15 protein-coding genes are annotated in these 14651 nt (G+C 57.0%); 12 read left to right on the top strand and 3 right to left on the bottom strand.

From position 1 onward, the window contains the following. Positions 1-228 precede the first annotated feature (228 nt). From HEQ61_RS04250 to HEQ61_RS04280, 7 genes are all read left to right on the top strand, one after another. On the top strand, positions 229-567 hold the full coding sequence (locus tag HEQ61_RS04250; protein WP_167805152.1) for an HPF/RaiA family ribosome-associated protein: 339 nt from the start codon (positions 229-231) through the stop codon (positions 565-567). A 173-nt stretch (positions 568-740) separates the two neighbouring features. Then, the gene (locus HEQ61_RS04255; protein ID WP_168019326.1) at positions 741-1586 is read left to right on the top strand and encodes a hypothetical protein; all 846 of its coding nucleotides are present in this window, start codon (positions 741-743) and stop codon (positions 1584-1586) included. 214 nt (positions 1587-1800) lie between these two features. Beyond that, positions 1801-2628 carry a substrate-binding periplasmic protein gene (locus HEQ61_RS04260; RefSeq protein WP_168019325.1) on the top strand — a complete coding sequence of 276 codons (828 nt, stop codon included), beginning with the start codon at positions 1801-1803 and terminating at the stop codon, positions 2626-2628. 266 nt (positions 2629-2894) lie between these two features. After that, entirely contained in the window at positions 2895-4115 is a 1221-nt protein-coding gene (gene trpB, locus HEQ61_RS04265; RefSeq protein ID WP_168019324.1) for a tryptophan synthase subunit beta, read from the top strand. 14 nt (positions 4116-4129) lie between these two features. Beyond that, a complete protein-coding gene (trpA, locus tag HEQ61_RS04270) occupies positions 4130-4966 on the top strand; it encodes a tryptophan synthase subunit alpha (protein ID WP_168019323.1) in 837 nt (278 codons plus the stop codon). 71 nt (positions 4967-5037) lie between these two features. Beyond that, entirely contained in the window at positions 5038-5934 is an 897-nt protein-coding gene (gene accD / locus HEQ61_RS04275) for an acetyl-CoA carboxylase, carboxyltransferase subunit beta (RefSeq protein ID WP_168019322.1), read from the top strand. Between the two features lie 24 nt (positions 5935-5958). Beyond that, positions 5959-7272 carry a bifunctional folylpolyglutamate synthase/dihydrofolate synthase gene (locus HEQ61_RS04280; protein WP_168019321.1) on the top strand — a complete coding sequence of 438 codons (1314 nt, stop codon included), beginning with the start codon at positions 5959-5961 and terminating at the stop codon, positions 7270-7272. A gap of 38 nt (positions 7273-7310) precedes the next feature. Here HEQ61_RS04280 and HEQ61_RS04285 read toward each other — a convergent pair whose 3' ends face one another. Together HEQ61_RS04285 and HEQ61_RS04290 are read right to left on the bottom strand one after the other, a co-directional pair. Further along, on the bottom strand, positions 7311-8171 hold the full coding sequence (locus tag HEQ61_RS04285; RefSeq protein ID WP_245183118.1) for a prephenate dehydratase: 861 nt from the start codon (positions 8169-8171) through the stop codon (positions 7311-7313). A 26-nt stretch (positions 8172-8197) separates the two neighbouring features. Continuing rightward, a complete protein-coding gene (locus HEQ61_RS04290; protein WP_168019319.1) occupies positions 8198-8977 on the bottom strand; it encodes a 3-deoxy-manno-octulosonate cytidylyltransferase in 780 nt (259 codons plus the stop codon). 137 nt (positions 8978-9114) lie between these two features. Between HEQ61_RS04290 and HEQ61_RS04295 the strand changes: the two genes are divergently transcribed. Both HEQ61_RS04295 and HEQ61_RS04300 read left to right on the top strand, forming a co-directional pair. After that, entirely contained in the window at positions 9115-9378 is a 264-nt protein-coding gene (locus HEQ61_RS04295; protein WP_168019318.1) for a hypothetical protein, read from the top strand. Between the two features lie 21 nt (positions 9379-9399). Beyond that, positions 9400-11301, top strand: coding sequence for a Crp/Fnr family transcriptional regulator (locus tag HEQ61_RS04300; protein ID WP_168019317.1), 1902 nt, complete (start codon positions 9400-9402; stop codon positions 11299-11301). A gap of 61 nt (positions 11302-11362) precedes the next feature. Here the strand turns inward: HEQ61_RS04300 and HEQ61_RS04305 are convergent, their stop codons facing one another. Further along, the gene (locus HEQ61_RS04305) at positions 11363-11839 is read right to left on the bottom strand and encodes a tRNA (cytidine(34)-2'-O)-methyltransferase (RefSeq protein WP_168019316.1); all 477 of its coding nucleotides are present in this window, start codon (positions 11837-11839) and stop codon (positions 11363-11365) included. Positions 11840-12061: 222 nt separating this feature from the next. On the opposite strand from HEQ61_RS04305, the gene petA reads away from it, so the two are divergent. Genes petA through HEQ61_RS04320 form a run of 3 tightly spaced genes read left to right on the top strand, consistent with a single transcriptional unit; the run spans position 12062 to position 14627 of the window. Further along, positions 12062-12613: a ubiquinol-cytochrome c reductase iron-sulfur subunit gene (gene petA, locus HEQ61_RS04310; protein ID WP_168019315.1), complete on the top strand. Its 552-nt coding sequence runs from the start codon at positions 12062-12064 to the stop codon at positions 12611-12613. A 14-nt stretch (positions 12614-12627) separates the two neighbouring features. After that, positions 12628-13854 carry a cytochrome b gene (locus HEQ61_RS04315; RefSeq protein ID WP_168019314.1) on the top strand — a complete coding sequence of 409 codons (1227 nt, stop codon included), beginning with the start codon at positions 12628-12630 and terminating at the stop codon, positions 13852-13854. Further along, a complete protein-coding gene (locus HEQ61_RS04320; RefSeq protein WP_168019313.1) occupies positions 13854-14627 on the top strand; it encodes a cytochrome c1 in 774 nt (257 codons plus the stop codon). The genes HEQ61_RS04315 and HEQ61_RS04320 overlap by 1 nt, the downstream gene beginning before the upstream one ends. The last annotated feature ends 24 nt before the right edge of the window (positions 14628-14651 follow it).

Genomic DNA, 14651 nt, shown 5'->3' on the forward strand with positions numbered 1-14651 from the left:
CGGAGAAAAGGGATCAGAATATGAGGATGAGTGAATCAGAGTCGTCTTTATAAACAGATGGTTGTCTGAATTCCCGGGCGCGGTGTTGCGCCCCTGAAGATCTGGCCGGTGGGCGTGATCTACGCAGCCCTTGGATGGTGTGCAGATCAGCTCTGGCGGTCGGTGTGTTCAGTGCCCCACTGCTACCGCACGAGTATGGGTGGGGTCCGATCCGAGGGAGAGGCCTTGATGCAGATTCCCGTTCAGGTTTCCTTTCATGGTGTAGATCATTCCGATTCGGTAAAGCAGAAGGTGCATGACAAGGTCGCCAAGCTTGGGCGATTCTGTCCTGATATTATCAGCTGCCGTGTCACGATAGGTAAGCAGCGAAAAAGCCCGCATGTCGAATATCACAAGGGAGAGCCGTTCCAGGTTGGTATAGACGTTGCTGTGCCCGGTGATGTGCTGGTGGTGCAACGTGGTCCCCATGAAAGCGATGGGGGTGAGGATATTGCGATAGCGCTCAGGGATGCATTTGAAGCCATGAGCCGAAAGGTCAGGAGTTATGCTGATCGTCGGCGGGCCTAGAGCCAGCAGGCATAATGAAAGCATATTATTTCTGGATTTCTGCCTTCGTCCTCCGCTACAGCGGGGGACTTTTTTGCGTATTATGTCACATGGATTGTGTCATTAATTATATTCGTGTCATGGTGGTGGCTATGTGCAAAAGTGCACTGGCTTGCATATTGGGTTTCGGTCTTATGTTTTCTTGGCGTCCTGTTTCTACACTTTCACTGATTATGCTTCTGGTCTCTGGGTGTGCGCGGAATCTGGAGTCTGATCCGGAGTCTGATATTGTTGATACATCGGCGGCTGTTTTGGAAAAACGTTATCGTGATGCGCCTTCTGTCTTGTACGTTCCGGAAGACGGAGGAGTAAAGATACCAGTTGGCGCCCCGCATGGCGCTTCTTCCCCGCCGTTTGTTGATTTCGGGGCGTCTGAATCAAAACCGTCTCCGCGTCTTGCTGAAGGTGACCGTTCCACGATCGCTGATTTTTTATCCCGTCCTCCCACAGTCCCTCCAGATTCTGGTAATGCGCAGGATATTTACAGCAATGCACGGTGTCCGGTTGCGATCGAGGGTGCCCTTGATGCTGTTAGCGGTTATCTGGCTTTGCCATCGTCGCGCTTTGATGAACGTACGTGGGTTGAGCATGCGTTGCGGGCAACGGCTTTCGCTGTACATGCCTGTGAAGGAACGCACGGAGAACCCATCGCAGCGTACTGGCGGGCCACATCATTTTTTCTTCATGGACAATACCCGCGAGCTGCCTTGTATTTCCGGCGCGTGGCACAGTCTCGCTCCGTACTGAACGCTCACGGCTATCCTTTGGCCTTGGCTGTGCTTCTTGAGACCTGTCAGGCTGACAGGGAAGGTCTGGATGCATACCGATTGGCCGGCCTGCACGAGACTGCCGGGCTTTGGCATTCAGCGGCAGACTTGTACAGGCAGGCCGCGTCCGGCTCCTGTCGTTTGCTGGCAGAAAGGGCAGAAACGCGCCTGGTTGCCTTGGGGGATCATGCCAAGTCGTTTGCGCAGCACTAGGAAGATCCTGTTTTGTGGTACGCGTATGTTTGTGCCGATACATATCCGTGGCTGTATCCAGTTCTTATACCCGAAGTTGCCTCTATAGCGGGTTGAAGGATCGGTCATTTATCCCGTCAGACAGCCAATCCAGAACGTTCTTGCGGTGTTATTGGCCGCGTGTTCAACTGCCAGCGGGGAAAAGAACGGGGTGCTACGGCAGGAGAGTGTCGCAATGGCTTCTTTCTGGGGGTGTCCAAGGCGTTTTGGTGCGGCCGTGTGCGCTGCTCTTACGCTTCTTCTGGCCGTTGATGGGCCGTTGCGCCCGGCAGAGGCATCCGGCCCCGTCATGCGCTGGGAGCGCGGGACATGCAGCCGTCCCCTGTATTTTGGTATTACGCCGGACTGGCCACCTTATCAGTATGTCAGCCCCAGTGGATCCCCCTTGGGCGATGATGTTGCGCTTATTCGCGAAACGGCCAAGGTCCTTGGGTGCCCTCTGGTCGTTGAAATTACATCTTGGAGCCGCCTTCTCAGTGGTCTTCTGTCTGGCAAGATTGATGTCATTGGCGGGGCTTCCTGGACCAAGGAGCGGGCCCGGAACCATCATTACAGCAGTCCGTATCGTCAGGAAACGCTGGGTCTGTTTGTTCGCAGTGCGGATGTGGGGAAGCTGACCCTGACCGGTTTGTCCTCGTTCATTGGAACACCGCTACGGCTTGGTGTTGTGGCTGATACCTACATTGGTGGCGAATATGAGAAGCTGGTTGATGACCCTGCTTTCAAGAAGATTGTTGTTGAAGATCCCCGGCAGGACCAGTTTGCCTTGGTAGCAACCAAGCGGATTGATGCATTCCTGACAGACAGTGGATCCGGCCTGTATTCCATCTACAGGAATGGGCTGGATGATACGGTCACATTGTATCCTAGCTATCTGCTTGATAATGGCCCTGTTTATTACATGTTTGGCAAGGCATCGGTGGATGCAAGCGTGATTGCCCCTTTCAACAAGGCGCTTGAGGATGTGCTGGCCCGTCGGAGCGCGGCAGGTACCCAGCAGTAGAATAGTGATGCCTCTTGCGTCTTGGTTCAGGATGTGCGACCGTTCTCCCCGTTCGTTTACGGTTACCGTGGGAGCCGTGTGTGTTTCGTCTTTTCTCCTTGTTGTCAGCAGGGCGCGTGCGGTGTCGGCCGCCGATGCGGTCCATGCGGCGCTTGGTCTTGAGCGCTACGGTCTGGACAGGAACAGGGGCCTGGTAAAAGGCTGCCCCGCGGGATTGGCTGCTGTGCCGGTCCCTTGTTTCCCTGTTTTGATGAGACGACTGTTCAATGACACATCATCCAGATTCTTCCTCCCTGCGTGGGGGAGCCGATTCGCGCGGCCATTTTGGTATCTATGGTGGCCGCTATGTTGCAGAAACCCTGATGCCGCTGATCCTGGAGGTTGAGGAGGCTTATAATACCCTTCGCCGAGATCCCGCGTTCCGGGCCGAGTTGAACCAGCTGTTATCCGCCTATGTTGGACGTCCCAGTCCGTTATATCTGGCCCGTAGTCTGAGTGACGAGCTGGGTGGGGCCAGGATTTACCTGAAGCGGGAAGACCTCAACCATACTGGTGCCCACAAGATCAACAGCTGCTTGGGGCAGATTCTTCTGGCCCGTCGGATGGGGAAGACGCGCATTATTGCTGAAACCGGTGCAGGTCAGCACGGGGTTGCAACAGCAACGGTTTGCGCCCTGTTTGGTTTGTCCTGCGTCATTTATATGGGGGCGACAGATATAGCCCGGCAGCAGCCCAATGTTTTCCGCATGAAACTTCTGGGGGCCGATGTCAGGGCGGTCCAGAGTGGTGCTGCAACCCTCAAGGATGCGATGAATGAAGCGCTGCGGGACTGGGTTGCCCACGTCCGGGATACGTACTACCTGATCGGGACTGTTGCCGGTCCGCATCCCTATCCGACCATGGTACGTGATTTCCAGTGTGTTATTGGCGAAGAGACCCGTGTCCAGATGCAGGATGAGTGTGGGTCGCTTCCAGACAGCCTGGTGGCCTGTGTCGGTGGTGGATCCAACGCCATGGGTTTGTTCCATCCTTTTCTTGATGACCGCGATGTCCGGATTATCGGGGTGGAAGCAGCCGGGCATGGCCTGGAAACGGGCAAGCATGCGGCCAGTCTGGCCGGTGGGCGTCCCGGTGTTTTGCACGGCAACTGTACCTCTATCCTGCAAGACGATGATGGGCAGATTGCAGAGGCTCACTCCATTTCAGCAGGTCTTGATTATCCCGGGATTGGTCCGGAGCATGCGTGGTTACACGATACGGGGCGTGTTGAATATGTATCGGTTACAGACGAGGAAGCATTGGAAGCCTTTCACCGTCTGACACGGCGGGAGGGGATTATACCAGCTCTTGAGTCAGCGCATGCCTTGGCGCATGCCATCCGTGTGGCCCCGGATTTACCGCAGGATCATCGGATGGTGGTTTGCCTGTCCGGGCGGGGGGACAAGGATATGAACACTGTGGCTGCGGCCATGGGGATCGCGCTGTGAAGATGGAGAGACCAATGCACACCCATACGCCGACCCTTGTGGTCAACCGCCTTGATGATTGTTTTGCCGGCCTGAAGCAGGCAGGGCGGGCTGCTCTTGTGACCTATATCATGGCCGGTGATCCTGATCCGGCTTTGTCCCTGGAGGTTATGGCCGGTTTACCGGCAGCCGGGGCTGACATCATCGAACTGGGAATGCCTTTCTCGGATCCCATGGCTGATGGTCCCACCATTCAGGCCGCAGCCGGTCGTGCCCTGAAGGCAGGTATGACCCTGCCGGGTACGCTGGAGCTTTTGAGGCAATTCCGCCGTCAGGACCGCAAGACGCCGGTTGTTTTGATGGGGTATTACAATCCTGTTTATTCTTACGGGCCGGCCCGTTTTGCTGCGGATGCGGCAGAGGCTGGTGCTGATGGTGTGATTCTTGTGGATCTTCCGCCCGAGGAAGCCGAAACCTTTGTTGTGGATTTAGCCCATAACGGTCTGCATATGATCTGCTTGGCGGCTCCCACGACGGACAGTCGCCGTTTGTCGGTCATACTGGACCGTGCGGGTGGTTTCCTTTATTACGTCTCTGTCACGGGAGTAACCGGGACTGTCCTTGCCGATGTCGAAGAAGTTCGGTCTTCTGTTGATCGTCTGCGGCGGACGACAGATTTGCCTGTGGCAACTGGTTTCGGGATTCGTACGCCGGATCAGGCTGCGGCTTTTGCCCGATTTGCTGATGCCGTTGTCGTTGGTTCCGCCCTTGTTGAGGTGATTGCCGACAAGAGCAAAGGATCAGGGCAGGTGCCGGCAGCGCTTGGGTTTGTAGCCTCTTTGGCAGAGGGGGTGCGCTTGGCGGGGAAATAGGGTATACGCTCTGTCCTGCCCCCGAACAGGTGGGTTATTTTATAGTCGAGGCAACACGGGATTTCCCGATAATGAACTGGCTGACCAACTTCGTCCGCCCCAAAATCCAGCAACTGGTTCGTCCCAAGGATGTGCCGGACAATTTATGGGTCAAGTGTCCTTCGTGTGAGCAGATGGTATTCCATCGCGAGCTGGAGAAGAACCTCCACGTTTGTACGCACTGCGGCCATCATATGCGGATTGCCGTCAAGAAGCGGCTGGAATTGCTGTTTGATGATGGAAAGTACAAGCGGGTTGAACTGCCCAAGGTGGCTGAAGATCCCCTGCGCTTCAAGGACCTGAAGAGCTATTCCTCCCGTCTTCGCGATGCCCGGTCCAAGACCGGGGAGCATGATGCGATTATCGTGGCAACCGGTACGATTGGCGGTATTGAAACCGTTGTCGCCGCCTTTGACTTTGCCTTCATGGGCGGATCGATGGGGATGGCTGTCGGTGAGGGCATTGTTACCGCAGCCGAGCTGGCTGTTGTACAGGATGCGCCGTTGGTCGTTGTGCCGGCATCCGGCGGGGCTCGTATGCAGGAAGGGGCGCTGTCCCTGATGCAGATGGCTCGTACCACGGTGGCTGTGGACAAGGTCAAGGAGAAGGGGCTGCCCTACATTGTGCTTCTGACGGACCCAACCACGGGCGGGGTAACAGCAAGCTTTGCCATGCTGGGGGATATTCACGTGGCTGAAGCCGGTGCCGTTATCGGGTTTGCTGGCGCCCGTGTGATTGAGAGCACGATTCGCCAGAAGCTGCCCGAAGGGTTCCAGAAGGCGGAGTATCTGCGTGAGCATGGTATGGTTGATATCGTTGCCACCCGTCAGGAACTGCCCGGGGTTCTGGGTAATATCCTGAATCTTCTGCGTCACCGAGGCCCGGCGGGACAGGTGGTGGCGCTGCGTTCACGCTTTCCGGCTGAATGACGGGCAGGGGTAAAGGGGCGGTTGATGTTGGTTTCTCCTCCTGCTGTGGGTCCGGACCGTGTTCTGGAGCGCCTTACGGCGCTCCACCCCAAGGCCATCGACCTTTCCCTTGACCGTATGTGGTCGCTGCTGGACCGTCTCGGAAATCCCCAGAACGCCCTGCCGCCAGTTGTCCATGTTGCCGGGACCAACGGCAAAGGCTCAACAATCGCGACCATGCGGGCTTTGCTGGAAGCGGGTGGTTTGCGTGTGCATGTGTATACGTCTCCTCACTTGGTTCGCTTCAATGAACGCATTGTTCTGTCTGGTTCACGGATTACAGACCAAGCCTTGTCTGCTCTTCTTGAGGAGGTCGAGGCTTGTAATGCCGGGCAGCCCATTACGTTTTTCGAGGTGACAACTGCGGCGGCTTTTCTGGCTTTTTCGCGTGTACCGGCTGATGTCGTCTTGCTGGAAACCGGTCTGGGTGGTCGCCTTGATGCAACCAACGTTGTCAAGAAACCCTTGGTGACGGTTCTGACTTCTATCTCTCTCGATCATCAAGCCTATCTGGGAGATACGGTTGCGGCCATCGCTGCGGAAAAGGCCGGTATTATGCGTGCCGGGGTGCCGTGTATAAGCATGAAGCAGAAAGCAGATGTGCTTCCGGTTCTGGAGTTTTCTGCGTCCGCAATCGGGGCCCCTATCCTGTTGCAGGGCAGGGACTTTTCCGGTGTTATGCATGACCAGTCACTGGTTTATACGGGGTTGAATGGGTCGGTGCATGCCCTTCCTGCCCCCGTTCTGCCCGGGGGGCATCAGGCCCATAATACCACCCTTGCCCTTGCCGTGATTGAGCACCTTGGCATGGTCCCATCTGATGTGTGGGGGCGTGGTCTGTCACGTGTCGTTTGGCCTGCGCGTTTGCAGCACTTGGTTCAGGGACCCCTGTCAGATCTTCTGCCAAAGGGGTGGGATCTTTGGCTTGATGGCGGTCATAATCCGGATGCCGGGTTGAATCTGGCGGATCACGTCTGTGGGCAGTGGCAGGACAGGCCGCTGGATCTGGTTATTGGTATGATCGATACCAAGGATGAAGGTGGTTTTCTGGCACCCTTGGCCCGTGTTGCCTCTCGCATCCGGACTGTTCCGGTGCATGGAAGCTTGGCGGGCCGTTCTCCCGAACATTTGGCACAGGTAGCCCGTAGTCTTGGAGTAGAGGATACGGCTGCCTGCGCCGATGTGTCGGCAGCTCTGGCAAGCCTTGCAGCAACAGCAGGGGATTCCCTGCGGCGTGTCCTGATCTGCGGCTCCCTTTATCTGGCTGGTGATGTTCTGGCCCGCAATGGTGGATGCTGAGCATACCAATCCACGTGGCAAAACGGAGGTGATGCCGGCTATGACCCCGGCACCATATCCCTGTTCCGTGCCCTGAAGCGATAGGGGTGAGCGGGCCAGACACCCAGAATGCGCACTTCGGTGCTGAAGAACTCCAGCTCTTCCATAGCGCGTATCATGGATGGGCTGGCTGGATGTCCCTCGATCTCGGCAAAGAAGCGCGTTGAGATAAATTGCCCGTTGATCTGGTAGCTTTCCAGTCGGCTCATATTGACGTTGTTGGTGGCGAAGCCTCCCAATACCTTGTAGAGAGCCGAAGGAACATTGCGGACCTGGAAGATCAGGCCGGTGACAACCGGGCCGGATTCAACAGCCGGAACAAGGGGTGTGCGGGCCATGACAACAAAGCGTGTGGTGTTGTGCGTGTCATCTTCCACATTGGCTTTAAGGGACACCAGCCCATGAATCTCGCCGGCCAGCGCGGATGCAATGGCGGCGACCTGTGGATCCCCCAAGCTGGCGATATCACGGGCGCTGCCGGCGGTATCGGCTGCAATTACAGCATTGAGTCCCAGGTCACGGATCAGGGTACGGCACTGGCCTATGGCGTGAACATGGCTGTAAACGGTGCGTATATCTTCCAGCCTGGATCCAGGTACACCCAGAAGGTGGTGGTGCACTGGCAGGTAGTATTCCCCGATGATATGAAGGCCGGAATCCGGTAGCAGGTGGTGAATATCTGCCACCCGTCCTGCCAGTGAATTTTCAATCGGAATCATGGCGTAGCGAGCTTGTTCATTGCGCACAGACGCCAACGCATCTTCAAAGCTGATGCAGGGCAGGACATCAAGGTCAGGAAAAACATCGCTGCATGCGATATGGGAGTAAGCACCAGGCATTCCCTGGAATGCAACGGACATGGGGTGTTGTGTATTTGGCATGGGACTTACGATTTTGCAGAGTTCAGGATGGAACGGGCTTTCTCAAGATCGGCGGGTGTGTCAACGCCTAGGGGAACAGTCTGGACGCGCACGCAGTCAATGCGCATTCCGTACTCCAGGGCACGCAATTGTTCCAGTTTCTCGCGGCGCTCCAACGGTGACGGGGGCAGGCTGACAAAGCGCTCCAGTGCCTCCCGTCGATAGGCGTAGAGGCCAATATGATGCCATAGCGGTCCATCTCCCCACGGTGCCGTGGCCCGCGTAAAAGCCAGTGCGCGCGCGACAGATGGCTGTCCGGAGGCAGGCAGCGCCGTGACGGCCTTGACCACGTCGGGGCTGGTGCGTTCTTCCGGATCGGAGACAGGTGCAACCAGGGTGGCGATGTCAACCTGGTCGTCGTGCAGGGGTTCAAGTGCCGCGCGAATCAGGGATGGGTCCAGGGTTGGCAGATCTCCCTGAACATTGATGATAACAGGGTGCCGTCCTTCAGGGTCAAACTGCTGGACCGCATGCCATACACGATCCGACCCCGAAGGAAGATCCGGAGGTGTCAGCAGGGCCAGTCCACCGGCCTGCTGTATGGCTGCGGCAATCTCGGGTTCAGCGCAGGCGACAACAACTGGCCCGACGTCTGCCTCGATGGCCCGCCGCCAGACATGGACAATCATCGGCTCTCCACACAGGTCAGCCAAGGGCTTTCCGGGCAGGCGGGTTGAAGCCATGCGGGCAGGTATAACAATCAAAGGGGCAGCCGGCAGGGAGGAAACAGAAGCGGCAGAGGTCATGAGAGGCTGATGCTCCGGTACGACAAAAATTCGAGCACGCACTGTACCAGCAAGATAATGCAGGGGGGAAGCTCTTGCCCGGATGGCTGCAATGTCGCACTCTGGTCGGCATGCTTGTGGGTATGGAGTGACATATTTTGGAGACCCGTGAACATTATCAGCAAATCAGCACGTTGATTGCCTCTGTCGCCAAGGCTCTTGGATTGCCGGATGATCAGGTTGCCAAGGAAATCGAAAGCGGTGCTATTGTGTTGGGCATGGGACAGGATGATAACGGAAATCATTTTGTTGAGGCCCGAAGGGGTCCTGTAGTCGGGCGTATTTTCCGGGGTGCTATCCGTTATGCCGACGGTGTGGAGCCCTCTGGCGCATCGCCTGAAAGTGGGGGCAAGGGACCATGATCTGTTTGTCAGGGGGACACCGTGCGCAGTGAAACGCGCCATTTTCTGGCTGGTGATATCATCTTCCGCGAGGGGGATGACAGCGATGCAGCCTGGGTGATTGAGAGTGGCCGTGTTGAGCTGGTCAAGTCCGGTGTTACGGGCGCGCCAATGCGCTTGTCCATTCTGGGGCGCGGTGACCTGTTCGGGGAAAGCGGGATTCTGGATAGCAGTGCCCGAAGCTTTACAGCCCGTGCGGATACCGATGTCATTGCCAAGGCAATTCCACGGTCCGAGTTCCTGAAGGCCATTCAGACTGATCCGGCGTCTGCCCTGAAGATCATGACCCAGCTGGCCAAGCGGCAGCGAGATACAGATGAGCGCCTGGTGCGTGGCGATATTGACCTGACGGATCCGGTGCTGTCAGCCAGTCGTGAGCTTGTTGCCCTGAGTGGGCCGCCGGCCTCGGTTCCTCCGCCGGGTGTTCCGTCATGGGAAGTGGGGCGTCGTTCCAATTCCCTGTTCGGACGTCTGGCTCGGGCTTTTGTGCCGGGTATCAAGGCACGGGCTGCGCGGCGTCGGGTTCGCACCATTATGGTGACTCCTCTGTCCCTTGAGCCCGAGTACGACCAGCGTCCCTATCTTATTGAGGCGCTGGGCGGGCTGGAGCACATGGCGGTCAAGCCATCATCGGGTTCTTTGTTTCCTCCGGCACTGGGTATGCCGGTTTACAGTGCAGCCGCGTCGCAGGCCCGGGCGCGCCGCATGCTGGAGGACGAGCGTGTCGATGTTCTTGTCTGGGGAGGGGAAACCGGCGACGGGCGCCTGATTGAACTCCGGTTTTGTACCACGACGCCGCCGGTTGGTGATCGTCCGGGGGGGCTCCCACCTGATCAGGCACTGATCCTTCCTGCTGATTTCGATGCGCGTTGGGCTCCTTTGCTGAAGGCATGCGTCCTGACGGCCTTTGCCAACGGATTTCAGCCGTTGATGACCGCCGATGACAGCATGGCCTTGGTGACCCTGACCGATCAGGCGGCTGACGTTGTGTTCAATCCGCCGGAACAGCTGGATGCGGTGGCTGTCGGTCAGTTGCTTGCCACCTATGGCTATGTGGCGGCAACGGCGGCCAACTGCATTCGCCGTCCCGACCTTCAGGAACGCGCGGCGGAGGCATGGCGCAGTGCGCTGAACCGCTTGTCCGATGATACCCGTGGCGTGGCCCGTCTGTCCTTGGCCTTGGGGATGGTGGTTCAGGGGCATGCCGAGAAAAGTGATGACGAGCAAACCCTGCGCGAGGCTGTGCAGATCTATCGCAATGGGTTGCGGGGTGTTCAGCGTGATGATGATCCCCAGTTATGGGGGCGGTTGCAGTACCGTATTGGCACCGCCCTGTTCCGTCTGGACTTGATGACGGGTGATGACCATACCCTGCGTGAGGCTCTGCTGAGTTTCCGGGACGCAACGGGTGTGATCAATCGTGCCGACGATCCGTGGCGCTGGTCCGACGCCATGCATGCCATGGCTCAGGCCTTGCAGGTCTGGGGGGATCATAACCGGAATATCGAGGTCTTGGGCAAGGCTGTGGACTTGTGCCGTGTCGCGCTGGAGGTGCGCACTCCGGAAGCGGCTCCACACCTCTTTGCAGCCACACGGAACAACATGGGATCTGCACTGTTCCTGATGGCAAAGTACACAAGCGATCCAGAGTTTTTGCGGTTGGCCGCTGCTGCTTTTCGTGACGCTTTGGCTGTATACCGCGAGAATGGTGGTCGTGGTCGGGCTTTGTACACAACCATCGAAAAGAATTTGCAGCGGGCTGAGGACATGTTGCGACGCCAGGATATTCGTCCGGTTGCAGCGGTGCGCTGGGCGGATGAACCCGCACCATTACGTGTTCCAGCCCCCCTGCGCGAGGAAGATGACCTGATCTTCCGGCTGTGATGGTTCTTTCATGTCATGTGTGGCTGCAAGGACATATCTGCATCTGCGGCATTTTTCTGCTTCAGACCTGTGATGCATGAACAGGGTGAAAGCCATTGGTCTGGCGCAGGGCTTCCCCGGTAATCATGGCTGCTGCTGTGACGACATTCAGTGACCGCATGCCCGGTTTCATTGGCACACATATCTGTAGGTCAGCACGGTTGTGGACTTCTGCTGGTACCCCGCAGCTTTCACGTCCCAGCAGCAGCGTGTCATCAGGATGGAACGTCACGTCTGTGTGCGGTGTCGAGGCCCTTGTTGTCAGCAGGACAAGGCGACTTTTGCGGCATATGTGTTCATCAAGAAAAGCAGACCATGATGTATGCCACAGGGTATGTGTCCGCCGGGAATAGTCGAGACCTGCCCGCCGCATGCGGCTATCATCGTGTACGAATCCGCAAGGCCCGATAATATCCAGTTCCAGGCCAAGGCAAGCGGTCAGGCGAATCATGGCCCCGGCATTCTGGGGAATATCGGGTTGATAAAGCGCGATGCGCATCGTGGTTTCTCCGGGTACAATGTCAAATGGCCATCTGCGAAAGCCGATGACTTTTCAAAGGGTCTGATTTGTTTTATACCGCGCGGATGGGCTGTGTCTCCGTCGGGAAACGGGGGCAGGGCATACCGAATATCAGGCGTACCAAGGGCCGACGGGGCTGGGTGCGTGTTTTTTTCAGCGTTTGCGCGTTTCCCCAGCGTGCTATGGAGAGGGGTTTAGAGGATGGCTGACACGGCGAATCCCGCTAACGGTTCATCTGATGGCGAGACCCGTCGCGATTTCTTGCTGTATGCATCGACAGCTGTCGGGGTGGCCGGTGCCGGCCTTGCCTTGTGGCCGTTTGTTCACAGTATGAATCCGGCGGCTGACACTTTGGCTCTTGCGTCGACCGAGGTGGACCTGACGCCCATCGCGGAAGGGCAGGCTATCACCGTGATGTGGCGCGGCAAGCCAGTTTTCGTACGTCATCGTACATCTGCAGAGATTGAGGCCGCTCGTGCTGTGAATACGGCGGATCTTCGTGATCCCCAGAAAGACGAAGCGCGTGTCAAGAAGGCGCAGTGGCTGGTGATGGTTGGTGTGTGCACCCACCTTGGGTGTATTCCGCTTGGCCAGAAGGCTGTCGATCCCAAGGGTGATTTTGGCGGCTGGTTCTGTCCATGCCACGGGTCGCACTACGATACCTCGGGGCGTATTCGCAAGGGGCCTGCGCCGCTTAACCTGCATATCCCGGAATACGCGTTTCTGGGCGAGAACACCGTGAAGATTGGTTGAGAGGGGCGCACAGGATGAGTTTCGTTCCAAAAAGCAAGGCCATCAAGTGGCTGGACGAGCGTCTGCCCGTCTTCTCCATGCTGCATCATACGGCCTATGAATATCCGACCCCCAAGAATCTGAGCTACTGGTGGAACTTTGGTTCCTTGGCCGGTCTGGTTCTTGTCATCATGATTTTATCCGGCTTGTTCCTGGCCATGAATTATGCGGCCAACACGGGTCTGGCCTTTGTTTCCGTCGAGCGCATCATGCGTGATGTCAACTATGGCTGGTTGATGCGCTATGTGCATGCGAACGGGGCCTCGATGTTCTTTATCGTGGTTTACCTGCACATGGTGCGCGCCTTCTACTATGGCTCTTACAAACCCCCGCGGGAGGTTTTGTGGTGGCTTGGGCTGATCATCATGCTGGTCATGATGGGGACTGCCTTTATGGGGTACGTCCTGCCATGGGGGCAGATGTCCTTCTGGGGGGCTACGGTTATTACCAACCTGTTCTCGGCCATTCCTTTGGTTGGTGAGCATATTGTGACGTGGCTGTGGGGTGGTTTCTCGGTTGATAACCCGACCCTGAACCGCTTCTTTGCCCTTCACTTCCTGCTGCCATTTGTTCTGGTCGGTATCGTCGTCTTGCACGTATGGGCCTTGCATACTGTCAGTTCCAACAACCCGCTTGGAATTGATATGAAGGGTCCGCAGGACAGCCTGCCGTTCCATCCGTACTACACCATCAAGGATTTGTTTGGTGTGGGCGTGTTCATGATGTTTTTCATGGTGTTTGTGTTCTGGGCACCGAATTATCTGGGGCATCCGGACAATTACATCCCGGCTAACCCGATGGTGACTCCGGCGCACATTGTTCCTGAGTGGTATTTCCTGCCGTTCTACGCCATTTTGCGCGCTGTACCGGACAAACTTGGCGGCGTTTTGCTGATGTTTGGTGCCATTGTTATCTTGGCTGCCATGCCGTGGCTGGATACGTCCAAGGTTCGTTCCTGTACTTTCCGTCCGGTTTACAAGTGGTTTGTGATGCTGTTCATCGCGGATTGCATGCTTTTGGGTTACATCGGGGGCAAGCCGGCTGAAGAGCCCTATATCCTGATCGGCCAGATTGCAACCGCTTGGTATTTCATCCATCTTCTGGTCGTTACGCCGCTGGTTGGCTGGCTTGAAAAGCCGCGTCCCCTGCCGGAAAGCATTGCGCTTGCGGTCACGAAGAAAGCTGCGACGGAGAGCGCCTGATGCAAAAGCTTCTTATTGCCGCCGTTGTGGCGCTTGGATGGTCTGTTGTCGCTCCTGTCTCCCCTGCCCACGCTGCCGGGACCGATACCAAGCTGGTGACACAGCCTTGGTCTTGGCAGGGCGTGTTTGGTCATTATGACCGTGCCCAGTTGCGCCGTGGGTTGCAGGTGTATCAAGAGGTCTGCGCGACCTGTCACAGCCTCAAGCTGATCCGCTACCGCAGTTTGGCGGAGATTGGCCTGACCGAGGATGAGATTAAGGACTATGCGGCGGCTTTTGAATATCAGGATGGCTTTGATGACAGCGGCGAACCGAAGATTCGCCCCGGTATTCCGGCAGATCCGATCAAGGCTCCTTATCCCAATGATCAGGCCGCGCGTGCTGCAAACGGGGGTGCTTTGCCGCCTGATCTGTCCCTGATGGCCAAGGCTCGTCCTCATGGCCCTGATTATCTCTTTACCCTTCTGACGTCCTATGAAGAGCCTCCGAAGGGTACAGAGGTTATGGCGGGGATGTACTATAACCCGGCCTTCCCTGGGCACCAGATTGGCATGCCGCAGATGATTTATGACGAGACCGTTACGTATGCAGACGGATCTCCGAATACGGCGGCAGCGATCAGTCGTGATATTGTTGCCTTCCTGAATTGGTCAGCTGAGCCAGAGCTGGAAGCGCGCAAGTCACTGGGCGTTAAAGTAATGATCTTCCTTCTGGTGATGACGGCGCTTTTCTATGCCCTGAAGCGCCAGATTTGGAAGGATGTGGAGCATTGATCTAGCCTTCCATAAGGCTTCCAG

This window comes from Haematospirillum sp. H4485, from assembly GCF_012102745.1.
Lineage (GTDB): Bacteria > Pseudomonadota > Alphaproteobacteria > Rhodospirillales > Rhodospirillaceae > Haematospirillum.